This window comes from Streptomyces sp. NPDC041713 (assembly GCF_055591085.1).
In genome coordinates this window covers 324,433-349,112 of the sequence record NZ_JBVIZY010000004.1, presented here as the reverse complement: position 1 = coordinate 349,112, position 24,680 = coordinate 324,433, and the positions used below count along the sequence as shown (strand labels likewise).

Here is a 24,680-nt window from a genome sequence, read left to right as displayed (position 1 = left end):
GGTGAACTCTCATGGCGAGTGAAGAGCAACTGGTCGACTACCTCAAGCGGGTCGCCGCCGAGCTGCATGACACCCGGCAGCGCCTGCGCGAGGTGGAGGACCGCCGCCAGGAGCCGGTGGCCATCGTCGGCATGGCGTGCCGCTTCCCGGGCGGCATCGAGACACCCGAAGGCCTCTGGAACCTGGTCGCCGCCAGTGACGACGCCATAGAACCCTTCCCCACCGACCGCGGCTGGGACCTGGAGGGCATCTACCACCCCGACCCAGACCACCCGGGGACCTGCTACGTCCGCGAAGGCGGATTCCTCACCGGCCCCGACCGCTTCGACTCCGACTTCTTCGGATTCAGCCCGCGCGAGGCCCTGGCCAGCAGCCCCCAGCTGCGCTTGCTCCTGGAGACGTCCTGGGAGGCCCTCGAACGGTCGGGCATCAACCCGGCGACCCTGAAGGGAAGTTCGACCGGCGTCTACGTCGGCGCCGCCACCACCGGCAACCAGACCCAGGGCGACCCCGGCGGCAAGGCGACCGAGGGGTACGCGGGCACGGCACCCAGCGTCCTCTCCGGCCGGCTCTCCTTCACCCTCGGCCTGGAGGGCCCGGCGGTGACCGTGGAGACCGCCTGCTCCTCCTCGCTGGTCGCGATGCACCTGGCCGCCAACGCCCTGCGCCAGGGCGAGTGCGAACTCGCCCTCGCGGGCGGCGTGACCATCATGTCCACACCCGAGGTCTTCACCGGCTTCTCGCGCCAGCGCGGCCTGGCGCCCGACGGCCGCTGCAAGCCGTTCGCCGCCGCCGCGGACGGCACGGGCTGGGGAGAAGGCGCCGGACTCATCGTCCTGGAACGGCTCTCCGAGGCGCGCCGCAACGGCCACAAGGTCCTTGCGGTGCTGCGCGGCTCCGCCATCAACCAGGACGGCGCGAGCAACGGCTTCACCGCGCCCAACGGCCCCTCGCAGCGCCGCGTCATCCGACAGGCGCTGTCCAGCGCCCACCTCTCGACGTCCGAGATCGACGCGGTCGAGGCGCACGGCACCGGCACCAGGCTGGGCGACCCCATCGAGGCCGAGGCGCTCATCGCCACCTACGGCAAAGAACGGGAGGACGACCGGCCGCTGTGGCTCGGCTCGGTGAAGTCCAACATCGGTCACACGCAGGCGGCCGCGGGCGTGGCGGGCGTCATCAAGATGGTGATGGCCCTCCAGCGCGAACTCCTGCCGGCCACCCTGAACGTCGACGAACCGACCCCGCACGTCCAGTGGGACGGCGGCGGCGTACGGCTCCTGACCGAGCCGGTCCCGTGGACGCGGGGCGAGCGGGCGCGGCGTGCGGGCGTCTCGTCGTTCGGCATCTCCGGTACGAACGCACACGTGATCTTGGAGGAGGCGCCGGAGGAGTCGGGGGCGCCGGATGAGCCGGAGTCGGAGGAGTCCGGTCAGGGGGGCCTGGGGTCCTCCGCTTCGGGGGCCGTGGTGCCGTGGGTGGTGTCCGGTCGAGGCACGGACGCGTTGCGTGAACAGGCCCGGCGACTGGGCGAGTTCACGGCCGAGGGCGCGGATGTCACGGCGTCGGAGGAGGTTGGTTGGTCCTTGGCCACGACACGTGCGGTGTTGGAGCACCGGGCTGTGGTGGTGGGGCGTGACCGGGATGCTTTGACGGCTGGGCTGGGTGCGTTGGCGTCGGGTGAGGCGTCGGCAGATGTGGTGTCCGGGGTGGCCGGGGATGTGGGTCCCGGTCCGGTGTTGGTGTTTCCGGGGCAGGGGTCGCAGTGGGTGGGCATGGGTGCCCAACTCCTGGATGAGTCGCCGGTGTTCGCGGCGCGGATCGGGGAGTGCGAGCGGGCGCTTTCGGCTTACGTGGACTGGTCGTTGACGGAGGTATTGCGCGGGGACGGGGCGGAGCTGTCCCGGGTCGAGGTCGTGCAGCCGGTGCTGTGGGCCGTGATGGTGTCGCTCGCTGCCGTGTGGGCGGACTGCGGGGTCGTCCCGGCCGCTGTCGTCGGACACTCGCAGGGTGAGATGGCCGCTGCGTGTGTGGCGGGTGCGTTGTCGTTGGAGGATGCGGCGCGGATCGTCGCCGTACGCAGTGACGCGCTGCGGCAGCTTCAGGGGCACGGCGACATGGCGTCCCTGGGTACGGGTCCGGAGCAGGCTGCCGAGCTGATCGGCGACCGGCCGGGCGTGTGCGTCGCCGCCGTCAACGGGCCTTCCTCTACGGTGATTTCGGGGCCGCCCGAGCATGTTGCCGCCGTGGTTGCGCAGGCCGAGGCGCAAGGGCTGCGGGCACGCGTCATCGACGTGGGTTACGCCTCCCACGGCCCCCAGATCGACGAACTCCACGACCTCCTCACCGAACGCCTCGCCGACATCCAGCCGACCCGCACCGACACAGCTTTCTACTCGACGGTGACGGCCGAGCGCCTGTCGGACACCACGACGCTGGACACCGAGTATTGGGTCACCAATCTCCGTCAGCAGGTCCGTTTCGCGGACACGATCGAGGCCCTCCTCGCCGACGGATACCGCCTCTTCATCGAGGCCAGCCCCCACCCGGTCCTCAACCTCGGCATGGAGGAGACCATCGAGCGGGCGGACGTGCCCGCCACCGTCGTCCCCACCCTGCGCCGCGACCACGGTGACGCCGTCCAGCTCGCCCGCGCCGCCGCCCTCGCCTTCACCGCCGGGGCCGAGGTCGACTGGCGGCGCTGGTTCCCGGCCGACCCCACCCCCCGTACCGTCGACCTCCCCACCTACGCGTTCCAGCGCCGGAGTTACTGGCTGCCGGTGGACGGTGTGGGGGACGTGCGGTCCGCCGGGCTGCGGCGGTTGGAGCACACGTTGTTGCCCGCGGCCCTCGGTCTGGCCGACGGCGCGCTCGTGCTGACCGGGCGGCTCGCCGCGTCCGGGGGCAGTGGCTGGCTCGCCGACCACACGGTGGCGGGCACGAGGCTCGTGCCGGGCGCGGCCCTGGTCGAGTGGGCGTTGCAGGCCGCCGACGAGGCCGGCTGCGCCACGGTCGAGGAGCTGACGCTGGAAGCGCCCCTGCTGCTGCCGCACTCCGGTGGTCTGCAGGTTCAGGTGGTCGTCGGCGCGGCCGACGGTGCGGGGCGGGGGCGGCGCGAGGTGCGGGTCTACTCCCGCGCCGACTCCGCCGCCGACGACGCACCGGACCAGGACGAGACCTGGACGTGCCACGCCACCGGCACGCTGAGCCCGGAGACGGCCGGCGACGCGCCGGACGGCGGCTTGGACGGCCTGGACGGCCTGTACGGTCTCGGCGGGCAATGGCCCCCGGCCGGCGCCGAGGCACTGGAGATCGGTGACCTGTACGAGCGTGCCGCGGCGGCAGGGTACGCGTACGGGCCCTCGTTCCAGGGCCTGCGCGCGGTGTGGCGGCACGGGCAGGACCTGCTGGCCGAGGTGGAGCTGCCCGAGCAGGCGGGCGCTCACGACGGCTTCGGCATCCACCCCGTACTGCTGGACGCCGCACTGCACCCGGCCCTGCTGCTCGACCCGGCCACGCCCGGTCACGACGGTCCGGGGGCGGGCGCGGGCGCGGGAGCGGCAGCGGGAGAACTCCGGCTTCCCTTCGCGTGGAACGGCGTGTCCCTGTGGGCCACCGGCGCCACGACGGTACGGGTGCGGCTGGCCCCGCACCAGGACGACGCGGGAGCGGAACGGTACGAGGGTACGGAGACAGGAGGCCGCGCGGCGCTGCGGGTGACGGTCACCGACGCGACCGGGGCACCGGTCCTGAGCGCGGACTCCCTGGCCCTGCGTCCCGCCGACCCCGAACTGCTGCGCGCGGCGGGCACCACAGCCGGCGGGCCCAACGGCCTGTTCACGGTGGAGTGGACCGCCGTGCCGGCAACAGCCGGGGCGGCGGAGAGCGGCGACGACTGGGTGGTGCTCGGTCCTGACGCCGCTACGCCGGCCACGGAGGGCCTGACCCGCTACCCGGATCTGGCGGCCCTGTCCGCCGCGCTCGACGAGGGAACACAGGCCGTCCCCACGACCGTCGTGGCCGACACCACCACGACATCGGACGCGGAAACGGTCGACGCGTGCGGCCGCGAGATCGCCGAGCGCACTCTGCGGCTCGTACGGGAGTGGCTCACCGCACCACGTTTCGCCGACGCTCGACTCGTCCTTCTCACGCGCCACGCGGTGGCCGTGCCCGCAGACGGGGGCCGCAGCGGCGACGAGGCTGGTGAGGTCGAGCGCCCGGACGCCCCGATCCTCGACGCGCCCGCCGCCGCCGTGTGGGGCCTCATCCGCAGCGCCCAGGCCGAACACCCTGACCGTTTCGTCCTGTTGGACGTCGAGCAGAGCACGGACCGGGCGGCCGTCGCCCGCGCCCTCGCCACCGCGGAACCGCAGCTCGCCGTACGCGCGGGCGAGCCGAGGGCCCCCCGTCTGACGCGCGCCACGATGGCACCCGCACCTGTACCCGGGTCCGACCGCGACCCCGACCGAGACACAGTCCCGAACCCTGACCTCCCCCCTCACGCCCGCACGGCCCTTGACCCCGACGGCACCGTGCTCATCGCGGGCGGCACCGGGATGATGGGCGGGCTCGTCGCCGAGCACCTGGTGCGTGCCTGGTCGGTACGGCACCTGCTGCTCGTCAGCCGCCAGGGCCCCGACGCACCGGACGCCCGTGACCTCGCCGAACGGCTGACCGGTCTGGGCGCCGAGGTGCGGATCGTCGCGGCCGACCTGACGGATGGGCGTGCCACCGCCGAGCTGGTCGCGTCGGTCGATCCCGCGCACCCGTTGACCGGCGTGATCCATGCCGCGGGTGTCCTGGACGACGCCGTGGTCACCGCGCAGACCCCCGAGCAACTGGCCAGGGTGTGGGCCGCCAAGGCCTCCGTTGCCGCCAACTTGGATGCCGCAACGGCAGGTTCGCCGCTGGGCCTGTTCGTGATGTTCTCCTCAGCCGCCGGTGTCCTCGGCAACGCGGGCCAGTCCGGATACGCGGCCGCCAACGCCTTCGTCGACGCCCTCATGGCCCGCCGCCGCGCGGCAGGCCTGCCGGGTCTGTCGATCGCCTGGGGGCTGTGGGCGCGCGGCAGCGCCATGACCCGGCACCTGGACGACGCCGACCTGGCGCGGCTGCGCGCGGGCGGCGTGAAGCCGCTGCTCGACGAGCAAGGCCTCGCCCTCCTCGACGCGGCGCGGGACGCCGCCGCACACACGGCGCTCGTGGTCGCGGCCGGCATCGACGTCCGTGGTCTCCCGGCCGACGAGGTGCCCGCGATGTTGCGCAACCTGACGGGCAGGACGCGCCGCAAGGCGGCTACCGACTCCGCCGTCGACAAAGCGGCCCTGGAGACGCGGCTCGCCGGTCTGGACGAGGCCGGGCGCCGAGCCGTCGTGAGTGACGTGGTACGCGAGTGCGTGGCCGCGGTGCTCGGCCACCGTTCCGCCGCGGACGTCCGTACCGAGGCCAACTTCAAGGATCTGGGCTTCGATTCGCTCACCGCCGTACAGCTGCGCAACCGCCTCTCGGCGGCCAGTGGCCTCCGCCTTCCCGCCACGATGGCCTTCGACCACCCCACCCCCGACGCCCTCGCCGCCCACCTGTGCACGCGCCTGAGCGGCGACACCCGTGCGGCGGCGCCCGCCACCCGGGCGGCGCTTCCCTCGTCCACGGCCACGGACGACCCGATCGCGATCGTCGCGATGGCCTGCAAGTACCCGGGCGGAGTGACGTCGCCGGAAGGGCTGTGGGACCTCGTCGAGGCGGGCGTGGACACCGTCGGCGACTTCCCGACCGGCCGCGGCTGGGATCTGGAACGCCTCTTCCACCCCGACCCGGACCACCCCGGCACCAGCTACGCCGACCAAGGCGCCTTCCTGCCGGACGCGGGGGACTTCGACGCGGCGTTCTTCGGGATCAATCCGCGTGAGGCGCTGGCGATGGATCCGCAGCAGCGTCTGATGCTGGAGGCGTCGTGGGAGGTGTTCGAGCGCGCGGGCATCGATCCGACGACGCTCAAGGGCAGCCTGACCGGCACCTATGTGGGCGTGATGTACCACGACTACGCGGCGGGTCTCGCGCAGGACGCCCAGCTGGAGGGGTACTCCATGCTGGCCGGTTCCGGCAGCGTGGTCTCCGGCCGGGTCTCGTACACCCTGGGCCTGGAGGGCCCGGCGATGACGGTGGACACGGCGTGCTCGTCGTCGCTGGTCTCCATCCACCTTGCGGCGCAGGCGCTGCGCCAGGGCGAATGCGACCTCGCCCTCGCGGGCGGCGTCACGGTCATGGCCACACCCGAGGTCTTCACCGGCTTCTCGCGCCAACGCGGCCTCGCCCCCGACGGCCGCTGCAAGCCCTTCGCCGCAGCGGCGGACGGCACGGGCTGGGGCGAGGGTGTGGGGGTGGTGTTGTTGGAGCGTTTGTCGGATGCGCGTCGGTCGGGGCGGCGGGTGTTGGCGGTGGTGCGGGGTTCTGCGGTTAATCAGGATGGTGCGAGTAATGGGTTGACGGCGCCGAATGGTCCGTCGCAGGAGCGGGTGATTCGTCAGGCGTTGGCGAGTGGTGGTTTGTCGTCGGTTGATGTGGATGTGGTGGAGGGGCACGGTACGGGGACGACGTTGGGTGATCCGATCGAGGCGCAGGCGTTGTTGGCGACGTATGGGCAGGGTCGGGTTGTGGGTCGGCCTTTGTGGCTGGGTTCGGTGAAGTCGAATATTGGTCATACGCAGGCGGCTGCGGGTGTGGCGGGTGTCATCAAGATGGTGATGGCGTTGCGTCGTGGTGTGGTGCCGGCGAGTTTGCATGTGGATGGTCCGTCGCCGCATGTGGATTGGGAGTCGGGTGCGGTTCGGCTGGCGTCGGAGTCGGTGTCGTGGCCGGAGGTGGGGCGTGTTCGGCGTGCGGGGGTGTCGTCGTTTGGTGCGTCGGGGACGAATGCGCATCTGATTCTTGAGCAGGTCCCGGAGGAGCCGGTGGGGGAGCCGCAGGTCACCTCGTCGGAGCCGGTGGGTGTTGGGTCGGTGGTGCCGTGGGTGTTGTCGGCACGTAGTCGGGAGGCGTTGCGTGCTCAGGCGAGCCGCCTGCGCGATGCGGTGACGGCGGATCCGGCTGTGGCGGTACGGGACGTGGGCTGGGCCCTGCTGCACTCGCGCTCGCTGTTCGAGCAGCGGGCGGTGGTGGCGGGCCGTGACCGCTCTGAACTTCTCGCTGGCCTCGCGGCGGTGGCCTTTGGGGAGCCGACGGTCGGCCTCACGGAGACGCGTGGCGATGCGACGCCCCCCAGCGGCGACATGGTCTGGCTGTTCAGTGGTCAGGGGAGTCAGTTGGTGGGGATGGGGGCTGGTCTGTATGAACGGTTCCCGGTGTTTGCGCAGGCCTTTGATGAGGTGTGTGGGCTGCTGGATGGGGAGTTGGGCTCTTCCGGGCCTGGGTTGAAGGACGTTGTATTTGGTGGTCCGGGGGAGTTGTTGGGTCACACGTTGTGGGCGCAGGCGGGGTTGTTTGCGTTGCAGGTGGGTTTGGCGCGGTTGTGGGAGTCGGTGGGGGTGCGGCCTGATGTCGTGGTCGGGCATTCCGTCGGGGAGATTGCGGCCGCGTATGTGGCGGGTGTTTTTGGGTTGGAGGATGCGTGTCGGGTGGTGGGGGCTCGGGCGCGGTTGATGGGTGCGTTGCCTGAGGGTGGGGCGATGTGCGCGGTGCAGGCGACTCCTGAGGAGTTGGCGGCCGATTTGGCGGGGTCGAGCGTGGGGGTCGCGGCGGTGAATACGCCGGATTCCACGGTGATTTCGGGGCCCGCTGAGGAAGTGGCCGCGGTCTCGTCTTTGTGGGCTGAGCGGGGTCGTAAGACGAAGGCGTTGTCGGTCAGTCACGCTTTCCATTCGGTATTGATGGATCCGATGCTGGCCGACTTCACCGAGGCTTTGCGGGATGTGGAGTTCCGGGAGCCTTCGATTCCGCTGATGAGTAATGTGTCCGGGGAGCGGGCCGGCGCGGAGATCACGGCTCCGGAGTACTGGGCTCGGCATGTGCGACAGCCCGTGTTGTTCCAGCCCGCCATTGCCCAACTGGCCGGTTCGGCCGGTGTGTTCGTGGAGCTGGGTCCCGCTCCCGTGCTGACGACCGCCGCCCAGCACACCCTGGACGACGCTGCCGGGCAACAGCAGGCCGAGCCGGTGCTGGTGGCCTCGCTTGCCGGGGAGCGCCGGTCCGAGGAGCGTGCGTTCGTGGATGCGATGGCGACTCTGCATGTGGCTGGTGTCGACGTCGACTGGTCGGGGTTCTTCCCGGCTGGTGGGGCGTCGCGGGTGGTGGATCTGCCGACGTACGCCTTCCAGCGGGAGCGGTTCTGGCTGTCCGGGCGCGGCGGCGGCGCCGGTCGGGATGCGGCGGGGCTGGGTCTGGTCGCTGCGGGGCATCCGTTGCTGGGCGCGGCGGTGGAGTTCGCCGGGCGGGGCGGGTGTCTGCTGACGGGGCGGTTGTCGCGGTCCGGTGTGTCGTGGCTGGCTGATCATGCGGTGGCCGGGGCGGTGCTGGTGCCGGGTGCGGCGTTGGTGGAGTGGGCGCTGCGGGCCGGTGACGAGGTCGGTTGTGCTGGTGTGGATGAGTTGATGTTGCAGGCGCCGGTTGTGGTGCCTGAGGCGTCCGGTCTGCGGGTCCAGGTCGTGGTGGACGAGGCCGGTGACGACGGGCGTAGGGGAGTGCAGATCTACACGCGCCCCGATACGGATGCCGCAGACGGTGATGACGCGTGGGTGTGCCACGCCACCGGCACCCTCACCCCTGAAAGTACGTCCACAGCAGCAGAGTTGGGCGGCGTGTGGCCCCCCGTCGACGCCGAGCCCATGGAGGTCGAGGGCTTCTACGCGCAGGCGGCGGAGTCCGGGTACGCGTACGGCCCGGCCTTCCAGGGGCTGCGCGCGGTGTGGCGGGACGGAGAGGATCTGCTCGCCGAGGTGGAGCTGCCCGAGGCCGCCGGTAGCCATGACGGGTACGGGATCCACCCTGCCCTGCTCGACGCCACCCTCCACCCCGCCCTGCTGCTCGAATGGCCCGGGGAGCCGCAGGACGACGGCAAGGTCTGGCTGCCGTTCACGTGGAACCAGGTCGCCTTGTGGGCCGCGGGCGCCGGCACCGTACGCGTCCGTCTGTCGCCCGGCGCGCACGACGACACCGAGCGGGAAGTACGGGTACTCGTCGCCGACGGCGCCGGGAGTCACGTCATGAGCGTCGGATCCGTGACCCTCCGCCCCGCAGACATCGGGCAGTTGCGCACCGAACGGGCCCGCGACGAAGGGCTGTTCGCGGTCGAATGGACCCCGCTTCCGCTACCGCTCCCGGCCCCGGGGGCGGACACGGAAGGCGGCGGCGAGTGGGTCACGCTGACGGACGGCGCCGGACCGGCGGACGTGGTGCGAGCCGGTGGGGAGGCACCCTGGGCGGTCGTCGCCCCCATCGAGACCGCCCCCGTCGAGACCGCCCCCGTCGTGACCGCATCCGGTGCGATCGCGTCCGATGGGAATTCGCCCCGTGAGACCGCACCCGGCGACGCCCTCCCGGTGGCGGAGAAGGTGCTGTCGCTGGTGCAGGAGTTCCTGGCGGAGCCTAAGCTCGTGGAGTCCCGCCTCCTCCTGGTGACGCGTGGGGCGGTTGCCGCTGCCGTCGCAGGAGAGGGCGACGGCGGCTGCCACAGCGACGTGGACGCCACCGCGGCAGCCGTCTGGGGCCTGGTCCGCAGCGCCCAGTCGGAACACCCGGGCCGCTTCGTCCTGTTGGACTTGGACTTGGACGTCGACGGCGATCTCGCCGACCCCACCGCACACGGCGGCGAACTGCCGCAAGCCGCCCTCCGCCAGGCCGTGGAAGATCTGGACGAACCCCAACTCGCCCTTCGTGACGGCACCTTGCTGATCCCTCGACTCGTCCGCGCGGTCGGCGGCGTGCTGGCGACAGTGCCCGACACGCGCGCCTGGCGCCTGGACAAGGGGGCCGCCGACACGTTGGAGAGTGTGGCGCCCGTCGCCTACCCGGAGCTCCTGGAGCCCCTGGGTCCCGGCCAGGTACGCCTCGACGTCCACGCCGCGGGCATCAACTTCCGCGACGTCCTGGTCAGCCTCGGCATGGTCCCGGGCCAGGTCGGCCTGGGCGGCGAGGGCGCGGGCGTCGTCACGGAGGTCGGTTCCGAGGTCACGCACCTCTCGGTCGGCGACCACGTCATGGGCGTACTGCACGGATCCTTCGGCCCGATGGCCGTGGCGGACACGCGGATGGTGGCGCCGGTTCCGCAGGGTTGGGACATGCGCCAGGCGGCCGGTATGCCCGTCGCGTACCTGACGGCTTGGTACGGGTTGGTGGAGCTGGCCGGCCTGAGGGCGGGGGAGCGGGTGCTGATCCATGCCGGTACCGGGGGCGTGGGTATGGCGGCCGTACAGATCGCCCGGCACCTCGGGGCGGAGGTCTTCGCGACCGCGAGCCCCGCCAAACACGCCGTGCTCGATGAGATGGGCATCGATGTCGCCCACCGTGCGTCTTCCCGCGACCTCGACTTCGAGGAGACCATCCGCCGGGCGACCGGCGGTCGTGGCGTGGACGTCGTACTCAACAGCCTCACGGGCGAGTTCATCGACGCCTCGCTGCGGCTGCTCGACGATGGCGGACGCTTCCTGGAGATGGGCAAGACCGACCTGCGTACTCCCGAACACGTGGCCACCGAGTACCCGGGCGTCACGTACACGGTCTACGACCTCGTCACCGACGCCGGGCCGGACCGTATCGAGATCATGATGAGGGAGCTCGGCGAGCGGTTCGCGTCCGGGGCCCTGGCGCCCCTGCCCGTACGTTCCTGGCCGTTGGATCAGGCGCGGGAGGCGTTCCGGTTCATGAGTCAGGCCAAGCACACCGGCAAGCTGGTGTTGGAGGTTCCGCCCGCCCTTGATCCCGAGGGCACGGTTTTGGTGACCGGTGGTACCGGTGCGCTGGGCCAGGTCGTAGCCGAACACCTGGTGCGAGAGTGGGGCGTGCGGCATCTGCTGTTGGCCAGTCGCCGCGGCCCGGACGCCCCGGGTGCCGGTGAACTGACGACTCGTATACGTGCGTTGGGTGCCGAGGTGACCGTCGCCGCCGCGGATGTCAGTGACGCGGAGTCGGTGGCGGAACTGGTCGGCAAGACCGACCCCGCCCACCCCCTCACCGGTGTCGTGCATGCGGCCGGCGTCCTGGAGGACGCGGTCGTCACCGCCCAGACACGGGAAGGGCTGGCGCGGGTATGGGCGGCCAAGGCCTCAGCCGCCGCGCACCTGCACGAAGCGACACGCGGAATGCGCCTCGGACTCTTCGCCGTCTTCTCCTCCGCGGCCGCCACCCTCGGCAGCCCCGGGCAGGCCAACTACGCTTCGGCGAACGCCTATTGCGACGCGCTCATGCAGCACCGCCGTGCCCGAGGACTGTCGGGCCTCTCCATCGGCTGGGGACTGTGGGAGACCCCGCAGCCGCAGACGGGCAGCACGCCGAACAGCACAGAAACCGACGCCACCGCGCCCCGCACTGATACGACCACCGGCACCGGAATGACCGGCACCCTCACCCACACCGACGTCGCCCGCATGAACCGCATCGGTGTGAAGGCCATGACCCCCGAACACGGCCTGTCCCTCCTGGACGCCGCGCGTCGGCACGGCCACCCGCACCTCGTCGCCGCCGACCTCAACACCCGTATCCTCGGCGGCCAGTCCGCCGCCACCCTCCCCGCCCTGCTGCGCGCCTTCGCGGGCGGACGCGGATCCGGTCGCCCGACGGCCGCGACCGTCCGGCAGGACGTCGACTGGGCGGGCAAGCTGGCCGCGCTCACCGCGGACGAACAGCACCGCACCCTGCTCGGCCTGGTGCGGACGCACGCGGCGGCCGTCCTCGGGCACTCCGGCACCGACGCGGTCCGCGCAGACGCCGCCTTCCAGGACCTCGGCTTCGACTCCCTGACCGCCGTCGAACTGCGCAACCGCCTCTCGGCCGCCACCGGGCTGCGGCTGCCCGCCACGTTCATCTTCCGGCACCCCACGCCCTCGGCCATCGCCGACGAACTGCGGACGCAGCTCTGCCCCGCCGACGCCGACCCCGCGGCGCCGCTCTTCGGCGAACTCGACCGGCTGGAGACGGCCATCACGGGGCACGCGCACGACGCTGACACCCGTGACCGGCTCGCGGCACGCCTGCAGAGCCTGATGTGGCGCCTCGACGACGCCGCCACCGGAGCGCCGGGCAACGGCACGCGCGGCCCCGGCGAGGCCGACGACGCGGACACCGGGAACGGAGACCTCGAGTCCGCCTCGGACGACGAGCTCTTCGAACTGATCGACCGAGAACTGCCTTCTTGATCAGGAGTGGAGACGACATGCCGGGTACGCACGACACGCCGGGTACGGAGGACAAGCTCCGCCACTATCTGAAGCGAGTGACGGCGGATCTCGGACAGACCCGTCAGCGCCTGCGCGACATGGAGGAGCGGCAACGGGAACCGGTCGCCATCGTCGCGATGGCCTGCCGCTACCCGGGCGGCATCGGCTCCCCCGAGCAGCTGTGGGACCTGGTGGCCTCGGGCGGCGACGCCATCGAGGAGTTCCCCGCCGACCGCGGCTGGGACCTGGGCGGCCTCTACCACCCGGACCCCGACCACCCCGGCACGACCTACGTGCGGGAAGCCGGGTTCCTGCGCGACGCGGCGCGCTTCGACGCCGACTTCTTCGGGGTCAACCCGCGCGAGGCGCTGGCCGCCGACCCGCAGCAGCGGGTGCTCCTCGAAGTGGCCTGGGAACTGTTCGAGCGCGCGGGCATCGACCCGGCCACGCTCAAGGACACCCCCACCGGCGTGTACGCGGGCGTATCGAGCCAGGACCACATGTCGGGCGGACAGGGCGGACAGGCCGGGCAGGTGCCGCGGGAGGTCGAGGGGTACGCCACCACGGGCACCCTCGCCAGCGTCATCTCCGGCCGCATCGCCTACAGCTTCGGCCTCGCGGGCCCGGCGGTGACCCTGGACACGGCGTGCTCGGCGTCCCTCGTCGCGATCCACCTGGCCTGCCAGGCGCTGCGGCAGGGCGACTGCGGTCTGGCCCTGGCGGGCGGCGTGACCGTGCTGTCCACGCCCACCGCGTTCGTGGAGTTCTCCCGCCAGCGCGGCCTGGCTCCGGACGGCCGGTGCAAGCCGTTCGCCGAGGCGGCCGACGGCACCGGGTTCTCCGAGGGTGTCGGCCTGATCCTCCTGGAACGCCTCTCCGACGCGCGCCGCAACGGCCACCGGGTCCTCGGCGTCGTACGGGGATCAGCGGTCAACCAGGACGGCGCGAGCAACGGTCTGACCGCCCCCAACGACGTCGCCCAGGAACGGGTGATCCGCCAGGCCCTCACCAACGCCCGCGTCACCCCGGACGCGGTCGACGCCGTCGAGGCGCACGGCACCGGCACGACGCTCGGCGACCCGATCGAGGGCAACGCGCTCCTCGCCACGTACGGCAGGGACCGGCCGGCCGACCGGCCGCTGTGGCTCGGCTCCGTGAAGTCGAACATCGGCCACACGCAGGCCGCCGCCGGTGTGGCGGGCGTCATCAAGATGGTGATGGCGATGCGCCACGGCGAACTGCCCCCGTCGCTGCACATCGACCGCCCGACGCCGCACGTGGACTGGGAGGGCGGGGGAGTACGGCTCCTCACCGACCCCATGCCGTGGCCCCGCTCCGACCGCCCCCGCCGGGCGGGCGTCTCCTCCTTCGGCATCAGCGGCACCAACGCCCACCTGATCGTCGAACAGGCCCCCGAGCCCGCGGTGGCCCCGGAGGGGCAGGCCGAGGACCGGGGCGCAGGCGCGGACCTCGTGGTGCCGTGGTTGGTTTCGGCCCGCAGCGACGTGGCGCTACGAGCCCAGGCGGCGGCCTTGGCCGAACGTCTCTCGGAGGCAGCCGAGTTGGGTGCCCCTGTTGACGTCGGCTGGTCGCTGCTGACGACGCGCGCGCTGCACGACCACCGTGCGGTCGTCGCGGGTGCGGACCGGGGTGAGCTGATCGCAGGGTTGGAGGCGTTGGCGGCAGGTGAGCTGCATCCGGCCGTTACCGGTCCGCCCGTTTCGGGGGAGTGCGTCGGTGGTGATGTGGTCTGGCTGTTCAGTGGTCAGGGGAGTCAGTTGGTGGGAATGGGGGCTGGTTTGTGCGAACGGTTCCCGGTGTTTGCTGATGCCTTTGATGAGGTGTGTGGGCTGCTGGACGGGGAGTTGGGTTCTTCTGGACGGTCGGTGAGGGAGGTGGTCTGTGAGGGTCCGGGGGAGTTGTTGGGTCACACGTTGTGGGCGCAGGCGGGGTTGTTTGCGTTGCAGGTGGGTTTGGCGCGGTTGTGGGAGTCGGTGGGGGTACGGCCTGATGTGGTGGTCGGGCATTCGATCGGGGAGATTGCGGCCGCGTATGTGGCGGGTGTTTTTGGGTTGGAGGATGCGTGTCGGGTGGTGGGGGCTCGGGCGCGGTTGATGGGTGCGTTGCCTGAGGGTGGGGCGATGTGTGCGGTGCAGGCGACTCCTGAGGAGTTGGCGGCCGATCTGGCGGAGTCGAGCGTGGGGGTCGCGGCGGTCAATACGCCTGATTCCACGGTGATTTCGGGTCCGGCCGATGAGGTGTCGCGCCTGGCGGAGGTGTGGCGAGAGCGAGGTCGTAAGACGAAAGCGTTGTCGGTCAGTCACGCTTTCCATTCGGTGTTGATGGAGCCGATGCTGGCTGACTTCACGGAAGCGCTGCGGGATGTGGAGTTCCGGGAGCCTTCGATCCCGCTGATGAGCAATGTGTCCGGGAAGCGCGCCGGCGCGGAGATCACGACCCCGGAGTACTGGGCGCGACATGTGCGGCAGCCGGTGTTGTTCCAGCCCGCCATTGCCCATTTCGCCGGTTCGGCGGGCGTGTTCGTGGAGCTGGGTCCCGCTCCCGTGCTGGCGACCGCCGCCCAGCACACCCTGGATGCGGCGGCGGACCAGGCCGAGGGCGGTGACGGTGGTCCGGAGCCGGTCGTCGCCGCGTCCCTCGATCCCGCGTTGCCGGACGACGTGGCGTTCGCGCGGGCGATGGCGCGCCTGCACACGGCGGGGGCCACCGTGGACTGGTCCGCGTACTTCCCTGCCGACCCCGTGCCCCGCACCGTCGACCTGCCGACCTACCCCTTTCAGGGTCGACGGTTCTGGCTGGCGGACGTCGCGGCGCCGGTGGTCGCCTCGCAGACGGACGGTGAGGAGGCCGGTTTCTGGGCGGCCGTCGAGGGCGAGGACATCCAGACGCTCTGCGACACCCTCCACCTCAAAGACGACGGTCACAGGGCGGCGCTGGAGACGGTGTTCCCCGCGCTGGCCTCGTGGCGGCGTGAGCGGCGTGATAAGTCGATCATCGACGGCTGGCGGTACCGCGTCGACTGGCAGCGCATCGAACTTGCAGGACCGGTCGCGGCGCGCCGGGACGCGGAGATCGCGCGGGTGGATCGGGTGCCGGGCAGCGGAAACGGCGGCGCCTGGCTGATTGTCACTCGCACGGACGCGGTCTCTTCCGTCTGGCGGAAGGCCTGCGCGCGGGCGCTGGAGGAGGCGGGCGTGCCCGTGGTCCTCGTCGAAGTCGGTCCGCAGTGCGGCCGGGCGGAGGTCGCGGAGCTGCTTCGGGCGCAACAGAGCGCGATTCCGGATGGGGCTCCGCTCGGCGGGGTGCTGTCCCTGCTCGCGCTCGACGACGGGCGGGAAGCCGGGGGTGCCCTCGCTTCCGGTGGCCCGGCATCTGCGGAGGCTCCCGTCCTCGACGGCGTCGCCCGGGGCCTGACCGACACCCTGACGTTGGTGCACGGGCTGCTCGACGCCGACCTCGGGGTCCCCCTGTGGTGCGCCACCCGTGGCGCGGTCTCGTGCGGTGAGGCCGATCCGGTCGTCTCCCCGGCGCAGGCCCCGGTCTGGGGGCTGGGCCGGGTGGCGGCCCTGGAGCACCCGGAGCTGTGGGGCGGCCTGGTGGATCTGCCCGGCGACCCGGAGGCGCTCGACGCGAGCACGCTGTACGCGGTGTTGTCCGGCGGCAGTGGTGAGGACCAGGTCGCCCTGCGGCGCGGCGGGGTCCTGGGCCGCCGTCTCGTACCCGACGCCGCCACCGGCGCCGGCTCGACCAGCTCCACCGACCTCACCGGTTCCCGCTGGCAGCCGCACGGTGCCGTCCTGGTCACGGGCGGCGTCGGTCACCTGGCGGACCAGGTGGTGCGGTGGCTCGCCGCGTCCGGCGCCGAACACGTCGTACTCCTGGACACGGACCCCGAGGCGGGTCCACGCGACGGGGGTCTCGCGGACGAAGTCGCCCGGAACGGAGGCCGGTTGACGGTTCTCACCGGTGGCCCGGCCGAAGGCAGGGCGGCGGTGACGCGTGCGCTCGCCGAGCTGCCGGACCTGTCCATACGCACCGTCATCCACACCTCGCTCCCCGGCCGGCTCGCCCCGCTTGCCGAGGTCACCCCCGAGGAGCTGGTAGCCATGGCCTCCGCCGCCGTCGAGCTGGGCGAGCTGGGGGGTCTCGGGGGTGCCGTGTCGCGGCCGAGGCCTGCCCCAACTGCGGCCGCCGCACCAGGCCTTGACGCCGACACCCCGGCCCCCGCGCACGCCGACGTGAGCAGCGTAGAGACCATCCTCTACTTCTCCTCCGTCGCCGCCACGCTCGGCAGCAGGGAGCACGCCTCCTACGCCGCCGCCAACGCCTACCTCGACGCCCTGTCGCAGCGGCAGGACGCCGACGGCCCGCGCACGGTCGCCGTCGGATGGGGCATCTGGGATCTGCCCGACGACGGGGAGCCGGCGCGCGACGCCGCCGCGCTGTCCCGGCGGCAGGGACTCCCCCCGCTGGAACCGCAGTTGGCGCTCGGCGCGCTGCATGCCGTGCTCGACGATGGCAAGGGCCACGCACTGGTCGCGGACATCGAGTGGGAGCGGTTCGCCCCGCTGTTCACCCTGGCCCGCCCCACCCGCCTGCTCGACGGGGTCCCCGACGCCGTACGGATCCTCGACGCGTCGTCGGAAAGCGGCGAGGGTGCGCAAAAGGCCGCGGAGAAGGCCGCAGAGCTGCGCCGCGAACTGGCTGCCCTGCCCCTCCCGCAGCGGACCGGCGCGCTCTTGGACGTGGTCCGCGAACAAGTGGCCGCCGTCCTTCGGTACGAGCCGGGGCAGGAGGTGGAGCCGGAAAAGGCCTTCAAGGACCTCGGATTCGACTCCCTCGTGGTCGTGGAGCTGCGCAACCGGCTACGCGCCGCGACCGGCCTCCGCCTGCCCGCCACGATGGTCTACGACTACCCGACGCCCCGTGCCCTCGCGGAACACCTGCTTGACCGCATCCTGCCCGACGGCGGCGCGGGGGAGCTGCCGGTGGCGGCCCACCTGGACGACCTGGAGCTGGCGCTCGACGGCCTCGCCGCGGACGATCCGCGCCGCAAGGGACTGATCCGGCGCCTGCAGACCCTCCTGTGGAAACAGCAGCCCGACACCACCGGCGCGGCTGCTCCCGCCGACAGGGACACACCGGGCGACGGGAACGAAGCCGAAGACCTGGAGACCGCGAGCGCCGACGACATGTTCGCGCTGATCGACCGCGAGTGGGGCACGCGATGACCCGTACCTCTCGGCCGGGCAGCTGATCACGGAAGGGGTGAGCGGTGGACCTGGTGGAACGTTCGGAGCATCTGTCCGCTTTACGGGACGCGTACGGAGGCGTCGATGCCACCCTTGCCGGTACGGGCTCCCGCCCCGATGCCGGCACCCGCCCCGGCACCCGACCCCACCCGGGTTCTGCCCGCCGCCCCGACGGCCACGGCAGCCTCGTGGTCCTCAGCGGCGGGATCGGTACGGGGAAGACGGCACTGCTCCGTGCCTGGACGGACGGGCTGGGCGCCGACGCCTTCGTGCTGACCGCCACCGCCTGCCGCGCCGAACGCGGTCTGCCGCTGGGGATCATGGAGCAGCTGCTGCACAGCCCCGGCCTGCCCGCCGCGAGCGCCGAACGCGCCCTGGCCTGGCTCGGCGACGCGGACACGTCAGCCCCAACCACCTCCGCCCCAACCACCTCCGCCCCAACCACCTCAGCCCCGACCACCCCGGCCCCCGGCGCCCCGTACCCCCAACCCCTCCCCGCCCCCGCCCTCCGCGGCCTCTGCACCGTGCTGCGTGGCCTCCTCGACGAGCGGCCCGTCGTGATCGCCGTCGACGACGCGCATCACGCCGACGCCGCCTCGCTGCGGTGCCTGCTGTACCTGGTGCGACGCCTGCGGTCGGCGCGGCTGCACGTGGTGTTCACCGAGTACGCGCAGCAGAAGGCGTCGAACGCCCTGCTCAGCAGCGAATTCCCGCATGAGCCCGACCTCCGCGTACTCCGCCTGGAGCCGTTGTCGAAGGCAGGGGTGGGCGCCGTGCTCGCCCGGCACCTGGACGAGCGGACGGCCCAGGACCTCACGCCCCTCGTCCACGAGATGACCGCGGGCCACCCGCACCTCGTCCACGCGCTGATCGACGACCACCGGACGGCGGGCGGGGCGGGGGAGGCGTATGGCGATGACGGGGCAGGGGAGGCGTACGGCCGCGCGGTGCTCCGCTTCCTCCACCGGCATGAGGCGCCCGTCACCCAGGTCGCCCGCGCGGTCGCTGCGCTCGGAACGCGGGCCGGTCCGACGCTGGTCGGGCGGCTCCTCGACGACGTGGACGCGGCGTCCGTCGCCCGCGCCACGCACCAGCTGACCGTCGCGGACGTCCTGCACGAGGGGCGCCTGTGCCATCCGGCGTTCGCGGCGGCCGTCCTCGACGGCATGCCGCCGGAGGAGCGCGGGACCCTGCACGGGCGGGTGGCGGACCTGCTGTACGAGGAGGGCGCGCCGGCCACCGAGGTCGCCGCCCACCTCGTGGCCGCCGACCGCGCGGACACGCCGTGGGCGGTACCCGTCTTCCAGGAGGCGGCCCAACTCGCTCTGGAGGACGACCGGATGGAGACCGGTATCGGCTACCTGCGGGCGGCCCACCGCCGGTGCCGAACCACCGGCCAACTGGCCGCGACCGTCGTCGCGCTCGCCGACGCGGAGTGGCGCGTGGACCCCGCGAAGGTGCTCCGCCACCTGCCCGATCCCACGGCTCCGACCGCGACCGCCGCGCCCTCCGCAGGGCGCTCACTCGCCGGTCGGACACCAGCAGCGCACACACCAGCAGCGCACACACCCGCAGCGCACACACCCGCCCCCCTCCTCGGCCTCACCCCACCCCTCCTCCCCACCCACCTCCTCTGGCACGGTCGGGTCGAGGAGGGCCTGGACGCCATTGAGGCACTCACCGGCGGGCCGAGCCCGGGGCGGCCGGGCGGCGCGCCCCCGATGAACGCCGCTGACCTCGACACCCCGTGGCTGTGGGGCGCGTACCTGTACCCCGGGCACGTCAAGGAGCGGCTGGGCGCCGGGGTGCTCGCCTCGCAGCGTTCGGCCCCGCCCGCCGTCACTCCGGAGCTGCAGGGCGCGGGCACCCTCCTGAACGACCTGCTGCACGGCGCGGGACCGGACGCCGTCGAGGCCGCCGAGCGCGCCCTGAACCGGTATCGGCTCGGCCCCCGCACGGTGGCGGTGCAGTCGGCGGCCCTGGCCACCCTGACCTACCACGACCGTCCGCACCGCGCCGCCGCCTGGTGCGACGGGCTCGTCGCGCAGGCCGCCGAGCGCGAAAGCCCCACCTGGCAGGCGCTGTTCCACGCCTGGCGGGCCCTGATCCACCTGCGCCAGGGCGACCCGGCCGCCGCGGACCGGCGCGCCGCGACCGCGCTCGCCCTGCTCGGCCCGAAGGGCTGGGGTGCCGCGATCGGACTGCCGCTGGCTGCCGCCGTGCAGGCGAAGTCGGCGCTGGGGGACGTGGACGGCGCGGCGGCCCTCCTGGAGCGGCCCGTACCGCAGTCGGTGTTCCAGACCCGTCCCGGGCTGCACTACCTCGCGGCCCGTGGCCGCTACCACCTGGCCACCGGCTGCCACTACGCCGCCCTCTGCGACTTCTACGCCTGCGGGACCCGCATGAGCAGCTGGGGTCTCGACCTGCCCGCGCTGGAACCGTGGCGGCTCGGCGCGGCCGAGGCGTATTTGGCCCTTGGGGAGTCGCTCTTGGCCCGCCAACTAGTCGACGCGCAGAGCGCGTTGAATGCCCCGGCGGGTGACCGTACCCGGGGCATGACCCTGCGCCTGCGGGCCGCGACCTCGCCCGCCCCGGAGCGCGTCGAGTTGCTGGACGAGGCCGTGGCGGCGCTCCGGGAGTGCGGTGACCCCTTCGAGCTGGCGCGGGCCGTCGCGGACCAGAGCGTCGCCGTACGGGAAAGGGGCGAGACGGAACGGGCCCGCCTGCTCGCCCGCAAGGCCCAACTCCTCTCCCGGAGCTGGGGCCACGCGTCCGTCCCCGCCACGGCCCCCGACGGCGGAGCCCCGCTCGACAGCGCCCCGCTCCACAACGCGCCACCCGACGCCACCCCGCCCGACGCGACCTCGCCCGACGCCGAACTGAGCGGCGCGGAACGCCGGGTGGCGGAGCTCGCGGCCGACGGGTTCACCAACCGCGAGATCTCCCGCAAGCTGTGCGTCACGGTCAGCACCGTGGAGCAGCACCTGACCCGGATCTACCGGAAGCTCGACGTCAAGCGGGTGGATCTGCAGGCTGCCCTGAGGTAGCGACGCGCAGGCAGATCGTACGCCGCGCCGTACGCCGGGCGGGGCCTGCCTCTCCCCGGTCAGGGCAGGGGTCTTTCGCCGGTCAGGGCCGGCTGTTCTCCAGGTCCTCCAGGAGCCCGGGACGCTTCGGCTCCCAGCCGAGGGCCTGCCGGGTGTGGACGCTGGATGAGGGCTGGTCGCTCGCGAAGATGGGGCCGAGCGGGCCGTACGTCGATGACGGCACCGACTCGACCGGCAGGCCCAGACGCCGGCCGATGACCTCGGCGATGTCCCGCACCCGGTCCCCCTCGTCGGCGACGGCGTGCCAGACGGTCCCGGCGTCCGCCCCTTCCAGGGCGAGCCGGAAGAGGACCGCCGCGTCGAGCGCGTGGACGGCCGGCCAGCGCTGCGTGCCGTCGTCCGGGTAGCCGGACACCCCGTTGCGACGGGCGATGTCGGTCAGCAGGCCGGCGAACCCGCCGGTGCCCTCGTTGTGGACCGTGCGCGGCAGCCGTACGGCCGTGCTCCGGACCCCGCGCGTGGCCAGGCCCAGAATCGCCGTGACCGCGCGGCCGCGACCGCCGACCGGTCCGTCGGTCGGCACCGGGTCGGCCTCGGTGGAGGGGCGGCCGGGGGTGTGCGGCGTACCGGAGACGGTCACGAGGGGGCGGTCGCTGCCCACGAGTTCCTCGCCCAGGGCCGCGAGGGCGGCGCTCTCCTCGGCGACGTTCTGCGCGAGGGCCTCGGGGGTGCTGAAGTCGTTGCCGAACGCCAGGTGGACGACCCCGTCGGCCCGAGCGGCGCCGGCCCGCAGGACGTCCAGATCGGCGAGGGCTCCCCGCAGCGGCTCGGCGCCGGCCGCCTCGGCGGCGAGGGCGGACGCGTCGGAACGGGCGAGCGCGAGGACGGTATGGCCGTTGCCGAGCAGTTCGGCGACGACGGTGGACCCGATCAGGCCGGTGGCGCCGGTGACGAAGACACGCATGGGGATCCTCCCCGAGTGATGGGACTCTTGTCCCGTCACAAGCTACCAGGGTGACGGGACAAGAGTCCCGTCACCTATGCTGGTCCCATGGGTAGGTGGGAACCAGGCGCACGCGAGCGCCTCGTCGTGGCAGCGGTCGACCTGTTCACCGAGCAGGGGTACGACGCCACGACGGTCGCGCAGATCGCCGAGCGCGCCGGCGTCACCAAGAGCACCTTCTTCCGGCACTTCCCCGACAAGCGGGAGCTGCTGGCGGCCGGGCAGGAGACGCTGAGCCGGCTGCTCACCGAGGGCATCGCAGAGGCCCCCCGCCGCGCCACCCCGCTTGAGGCGGTCGCCGCCGGGCTCGAACGCGCGTCGAGTGCGATGGGCCCCATGAACCGCGAGCTCGCCCCGCGCGTGAAGGCGGCCATCGCGTCCTGCGTCGAGCTGCAGGAGCGTGACGCGCTCAAGACCGTCACGCTCGCTGCCGCGATGACGGCCGCCCTGGTCGCCCGCGGCCTGCCCGACCCCACCGCGGCCCTCGCGAGCGAGCTCGGCGTCCTCGCCTTCAAGCGCGGGTTCGCCCAGTGGTCCGACGGCGACCGGGAGGGCGAGGGGGAACTCGCCGGATACGTCCTGTCGGCCCTGGACGAGCTACGGATCGCGAGCGCCTCGCTGGGCTGACCGGGAACCGGCACCTCAGGTCCGCGCCGCCTCCGGCGCGATCGTCGCCGCGTCCAGGCCCACCACATCCAACTCCTCGGGCAGGAACGGCGGTGCGGTGAGTTCCGGGAGGCGCTCGTCGGCACGCATCGCCATCAGGAAGCGGTTGGAGCCCAGTTCGCTCTGCGGCGCGTTGAGGCTCATCACGTCCGTGACGATCTCGGACGCCTTCGGCGAGCGGATCGACGCCGCGGTGATGGCCTCGGCGAACCGCAGCCGCTGCTCGGTGTCCACCCCCGTGAGGCGTGGATCCGTCGCGGACACACGGCAGTTGACGTAGTCGATGTCCTTGGTCGTGGCCAGGATCCACGGATCGTCGACCGCCGCGCCGATCGCCTTCTGCAGGGCGAGGGCGGCGCCCGGACCGCCCCACCCTTCGCGGGCGAACTCGCGGTCGATCGTGTCGGCGCAGCGCGCGGCCGAGCTCATGCCGTGGCCGTAGATCGGGTTGAACGCGGTGAGCGAGTCGCCGATGACGAGCAGGCCGTCGGGCCACCGCTCCTGCCGCTCCGGATAGAGGCGGCGGTTCGCCCCGGAGCGGGAGTGGTGGACGGGCGTGAGCGGTTCGGCGTCGCGCAGGAGATGGGCGATGACCGGGTGGTTGAGGTTCTCGGCGAACGGTACGAACTCGTCCTCCGTACTCGGCAGTTGGGCGCCCCGCGTACACGAGAGCGTCGCCAGCCAGCGGCCGCCCTCGATGGGGTAGACCACGCCGAACCGGCCCGGCTCGCGCACCCGGTCGTCCGCGGCGATGTTGACGGCGGGGAAGCGGGTCGTCGCACCGGGCGGTGCCTGGAAGAGCCGGGTGGCGTAGGCGACACCCGCGTCCACCACGTCCTCCTCCAGGGCGGGCGCGCCGAGCGCCGACAGCCACTGCTTGAGACGGGAGCCGCGCCCGGTGGCGTCGATCACCAGGTCCGCCGCCAGCGTCTCCTGCCGCCCGCCGTCGACCTCACGTACGACGACACCGCTGACCCGGCGGTCGTCACCCGTCAGCTGCACGGCTTCGGTGCGCTGCCGGACGGTGATGTTGCCGGCCGCGAGAGCCTGCCGGCGCACCGTCAGGTCGAGCAGCGGGCGGCTGGCGACCAGCGCGAACTGCGTCGCGGGGAAGCGGTGTTGCCAGCCCTGCCCGGTCAGCGTCACCAGGTCCTCGGGGAAGCCGAGGCGTCGGGCGCCCGCGGCGAGGAGGCGCTCGGTGGTGCCCGGCAGCATCTCCTCGATGAGGCGGGCGCCGTTGGACCACAGCAGGTGGGCGTGGCGGCCCTGCGGGACCCCCTTGCGGTGCAGGGGCTCCCCGGGCAGCGCGTCCCGTTCGACGACGGTGACGGCGTCCACGTGCCGGGCCAGGGCGTGGGCCGCCAGGGTGCCGGCCATGCTGGCGCCCAGTACGACGGCGTGTGCGGGTCGGGTGGTGGTCACGCGCGGATCCCTTCGGGCTGGCTGCTGTCGGCGGGCTCGTCCATGGTCACGTCCGTCACTCCCCAGAACGCCTGGACCCGGCGCCCGAGCCCGTTCTCGTCGAGCTCGACGATGCCGACGATGCGGAAGGTCATCGGCCGCGGTCGCTGCACGGTGACCGTCGTCGGCGTCACCACGAACCGGTCGTCCATCGAGGTCATCGGCGGGTCCGGCACCTCGTGCGTACCGCAGGAGACGGCGAGTTCGAGGTGCCGGCGCAGATCGTCCTTGCCCACCATCGGCGGCCGCCCCACGGGGTCCTCGAAGACGATGTCGTCCGTGAACAGGTCGAGGACGCCCTCGATGTCACCGGCGTTGATCCGCTCGGCGTAGTCGACGGCCATCTGCTTGCGGGTGGCCTCGTCGGGCATAGCACCTCCAGTGCGGGGTGGGGCCTCGGCCTGCGCTTCAGCCGAGGACCGTGAGATCGGATGTGCCCCAGTACGACTTCAGATGCCGGATGAGGCCGGACGGGTCCATGCGGATCACGAGCATCGCCGTACGCCGCAGGCGGGCCGTCTCCGGGACGTCGGGGGCCTTGAGCCAGCCCCGCTCGGCGTACGAAGGGCCCACGGGCAGGTAGTCCATCTCGGAGACCACCTGGATCAGCGCGTGCGCCGCGTCCTGCCCGGCGACGGGCTGTCCCGCCTGCTCCCGTAGCCGCGCGGAGAAGAGGTGCGCGTAATGGGTGCGTAGCTGCGCGTGCCCGGTGACCGGTGGGTGGCCGACCGGGTCCTCGAGGACGGCGTCGGGCGCGTACAGCTCCACGAGCGCGTCGAGGTCCCCGGCGTTGATCCGCCGGCTGTGCTCCTGGGCGCGCTGCTTGCGGGCGAACTCGTTCACCGCTGTTCCTCCCCTTCGT

8 protein-coding genes are annotated in these 24,680 nt (G+C 72.6%); 4 read left to right on the top strand and 4 right to left on the bottom strand.

All coding sequences use genetic code 11. From position 1 onward, the window contains the following. Positions 1 to 11: 11 nt before the first annotated feature. Genes ACZ6CV_RS14740 through ACZ6CV_RS14730 form a run of 3 tightly spaced genes read left to right on the top strand, consistent with a single transcriptional unit; the run spans position 12 to position 20,688 of the window. Positions 12 to 12,347 (top strand): SDR family NAD(P)-dependent oxidoreductase, encoded by a 12,336-nt coding sequence (locus ACZ6CV_RS14740; RefSeq protein ID WP_469251162.1) that lies wholly within the window; start codon positions 12 to 14, stop codon positions 12,345 to 12,347. A gap of 17 nt (positions 12,348 to 12,364) precedes the next feature. After that, a complete protein-coding gene (locus tag ACZ6CV_RS14735) occupies positions 12,365 to 17,620 on the top strand; it encodes a beta-ketoacyl synthase N-terminal-like domain-containing protein (protein WP_469251161.1) in 5,256 nt (1,751 codons plus the stop codon). Between the two features lie 44 nt (positions 17,621 to 17,664). Further along, on the top strand, positions 17,665 to 20,688 hold the full coding sequence (locus ACZ6CV_RS14730) for a helix-turn-helix transcriptional regulator (protein ID WP_469251160.1): 3,024 nt from the start codon (positions 17,665 to 17,667) through the stop codon (positions 20,686 to 20,688). A gap of 82 nt (positions 20,689 to 20,770) precedes the next feature. On the opposite strand, the gene ACZ6CV_RS14725 is transcribed toward ACZ6CV_RS14730, so the two are convergent. Continuing rightward, positions 20,771 to 21,652 carry an SDR family oxidoreductase gene (locus ACZ6CV_RS14725; protein ID WP_469251159.1) on the bottom strand — a complete coding sequence of 294 codons (882 nt, stop codon included), beginning with the start codon at positions 21,650 to 21,652 and terminating at the stop codon, positions 20,771 to 20,773. 87 nt (positions 21,653 to 21,739) lie between these two features. Between ACZ6CV_RS14725 and ACZ6CV_RS14720 the strand changes: the two genes are divergently transcribed. Further along, entirely contained in the window at positions 21,740 to 22,318 is a 579-nt protein-coding gene (locus ACZ6CV_RS14720) for a TetR/AcrR family transcriptional regulator (protein ID WP_362361240.1), read from the top strand. A gap of 15 nt (positions 22,319 to 22,333) precedes the next feature. Here ACZ6CV_RS14720 and ACZ6CV_RS14715 read toward each other — a convergent pair whose 3' ends face one another. Genes ACZ6CV_RS14715 through ACZ6CV_RS14705 form a run of 3 tightly spaced genes read right to left on the bottom strand, consistent with a single transcriptional unit; the run spans position 22,334 to position 24,661 of the window. Next, the gene (locus tag ACZ6CV_RS14715; RefSeq protein ID WP_469251158.1) at positions 22,334 to 23,779 is read right to left on the bottom strand and encodes an NAD(P)/FAD-dependent oxidoreductase; all 1,446 of its coding nucleotides are present in this window, start codon (positions 23,777 to 23,779) and stop codon (positions 22,334 to 22,336) included. After that, a complete protein-coding gene (locus ACZ6CV_RS14710; protein WP_469251157.1) occupies positions 23,776 to 24,189 on the bottom strand; it encodes a nuclear transport factor 2 family protein in 414 nt (137 codons plus the stop codon). Before ACZ6CV_RS14710 ends, ACZ6CV_RS14715 begins: the two co-directional genes overlap by 4 nt. A 37-nt stretch (positions 24,190 to 24,226) precedes the next feature. Continuing rightward, a complete protein-coding gene (locus ACZ6CV_RS14705) occupies positions 24,227 to 24,661 on the bottom strand; it encodes a nuclear transport factor 2 family protein (protein WP_469251156.1) in 435 nt (144 codons plus the stop codon). Positions 24,662 to 24,680: the final 19 nt, after the last annotated feature.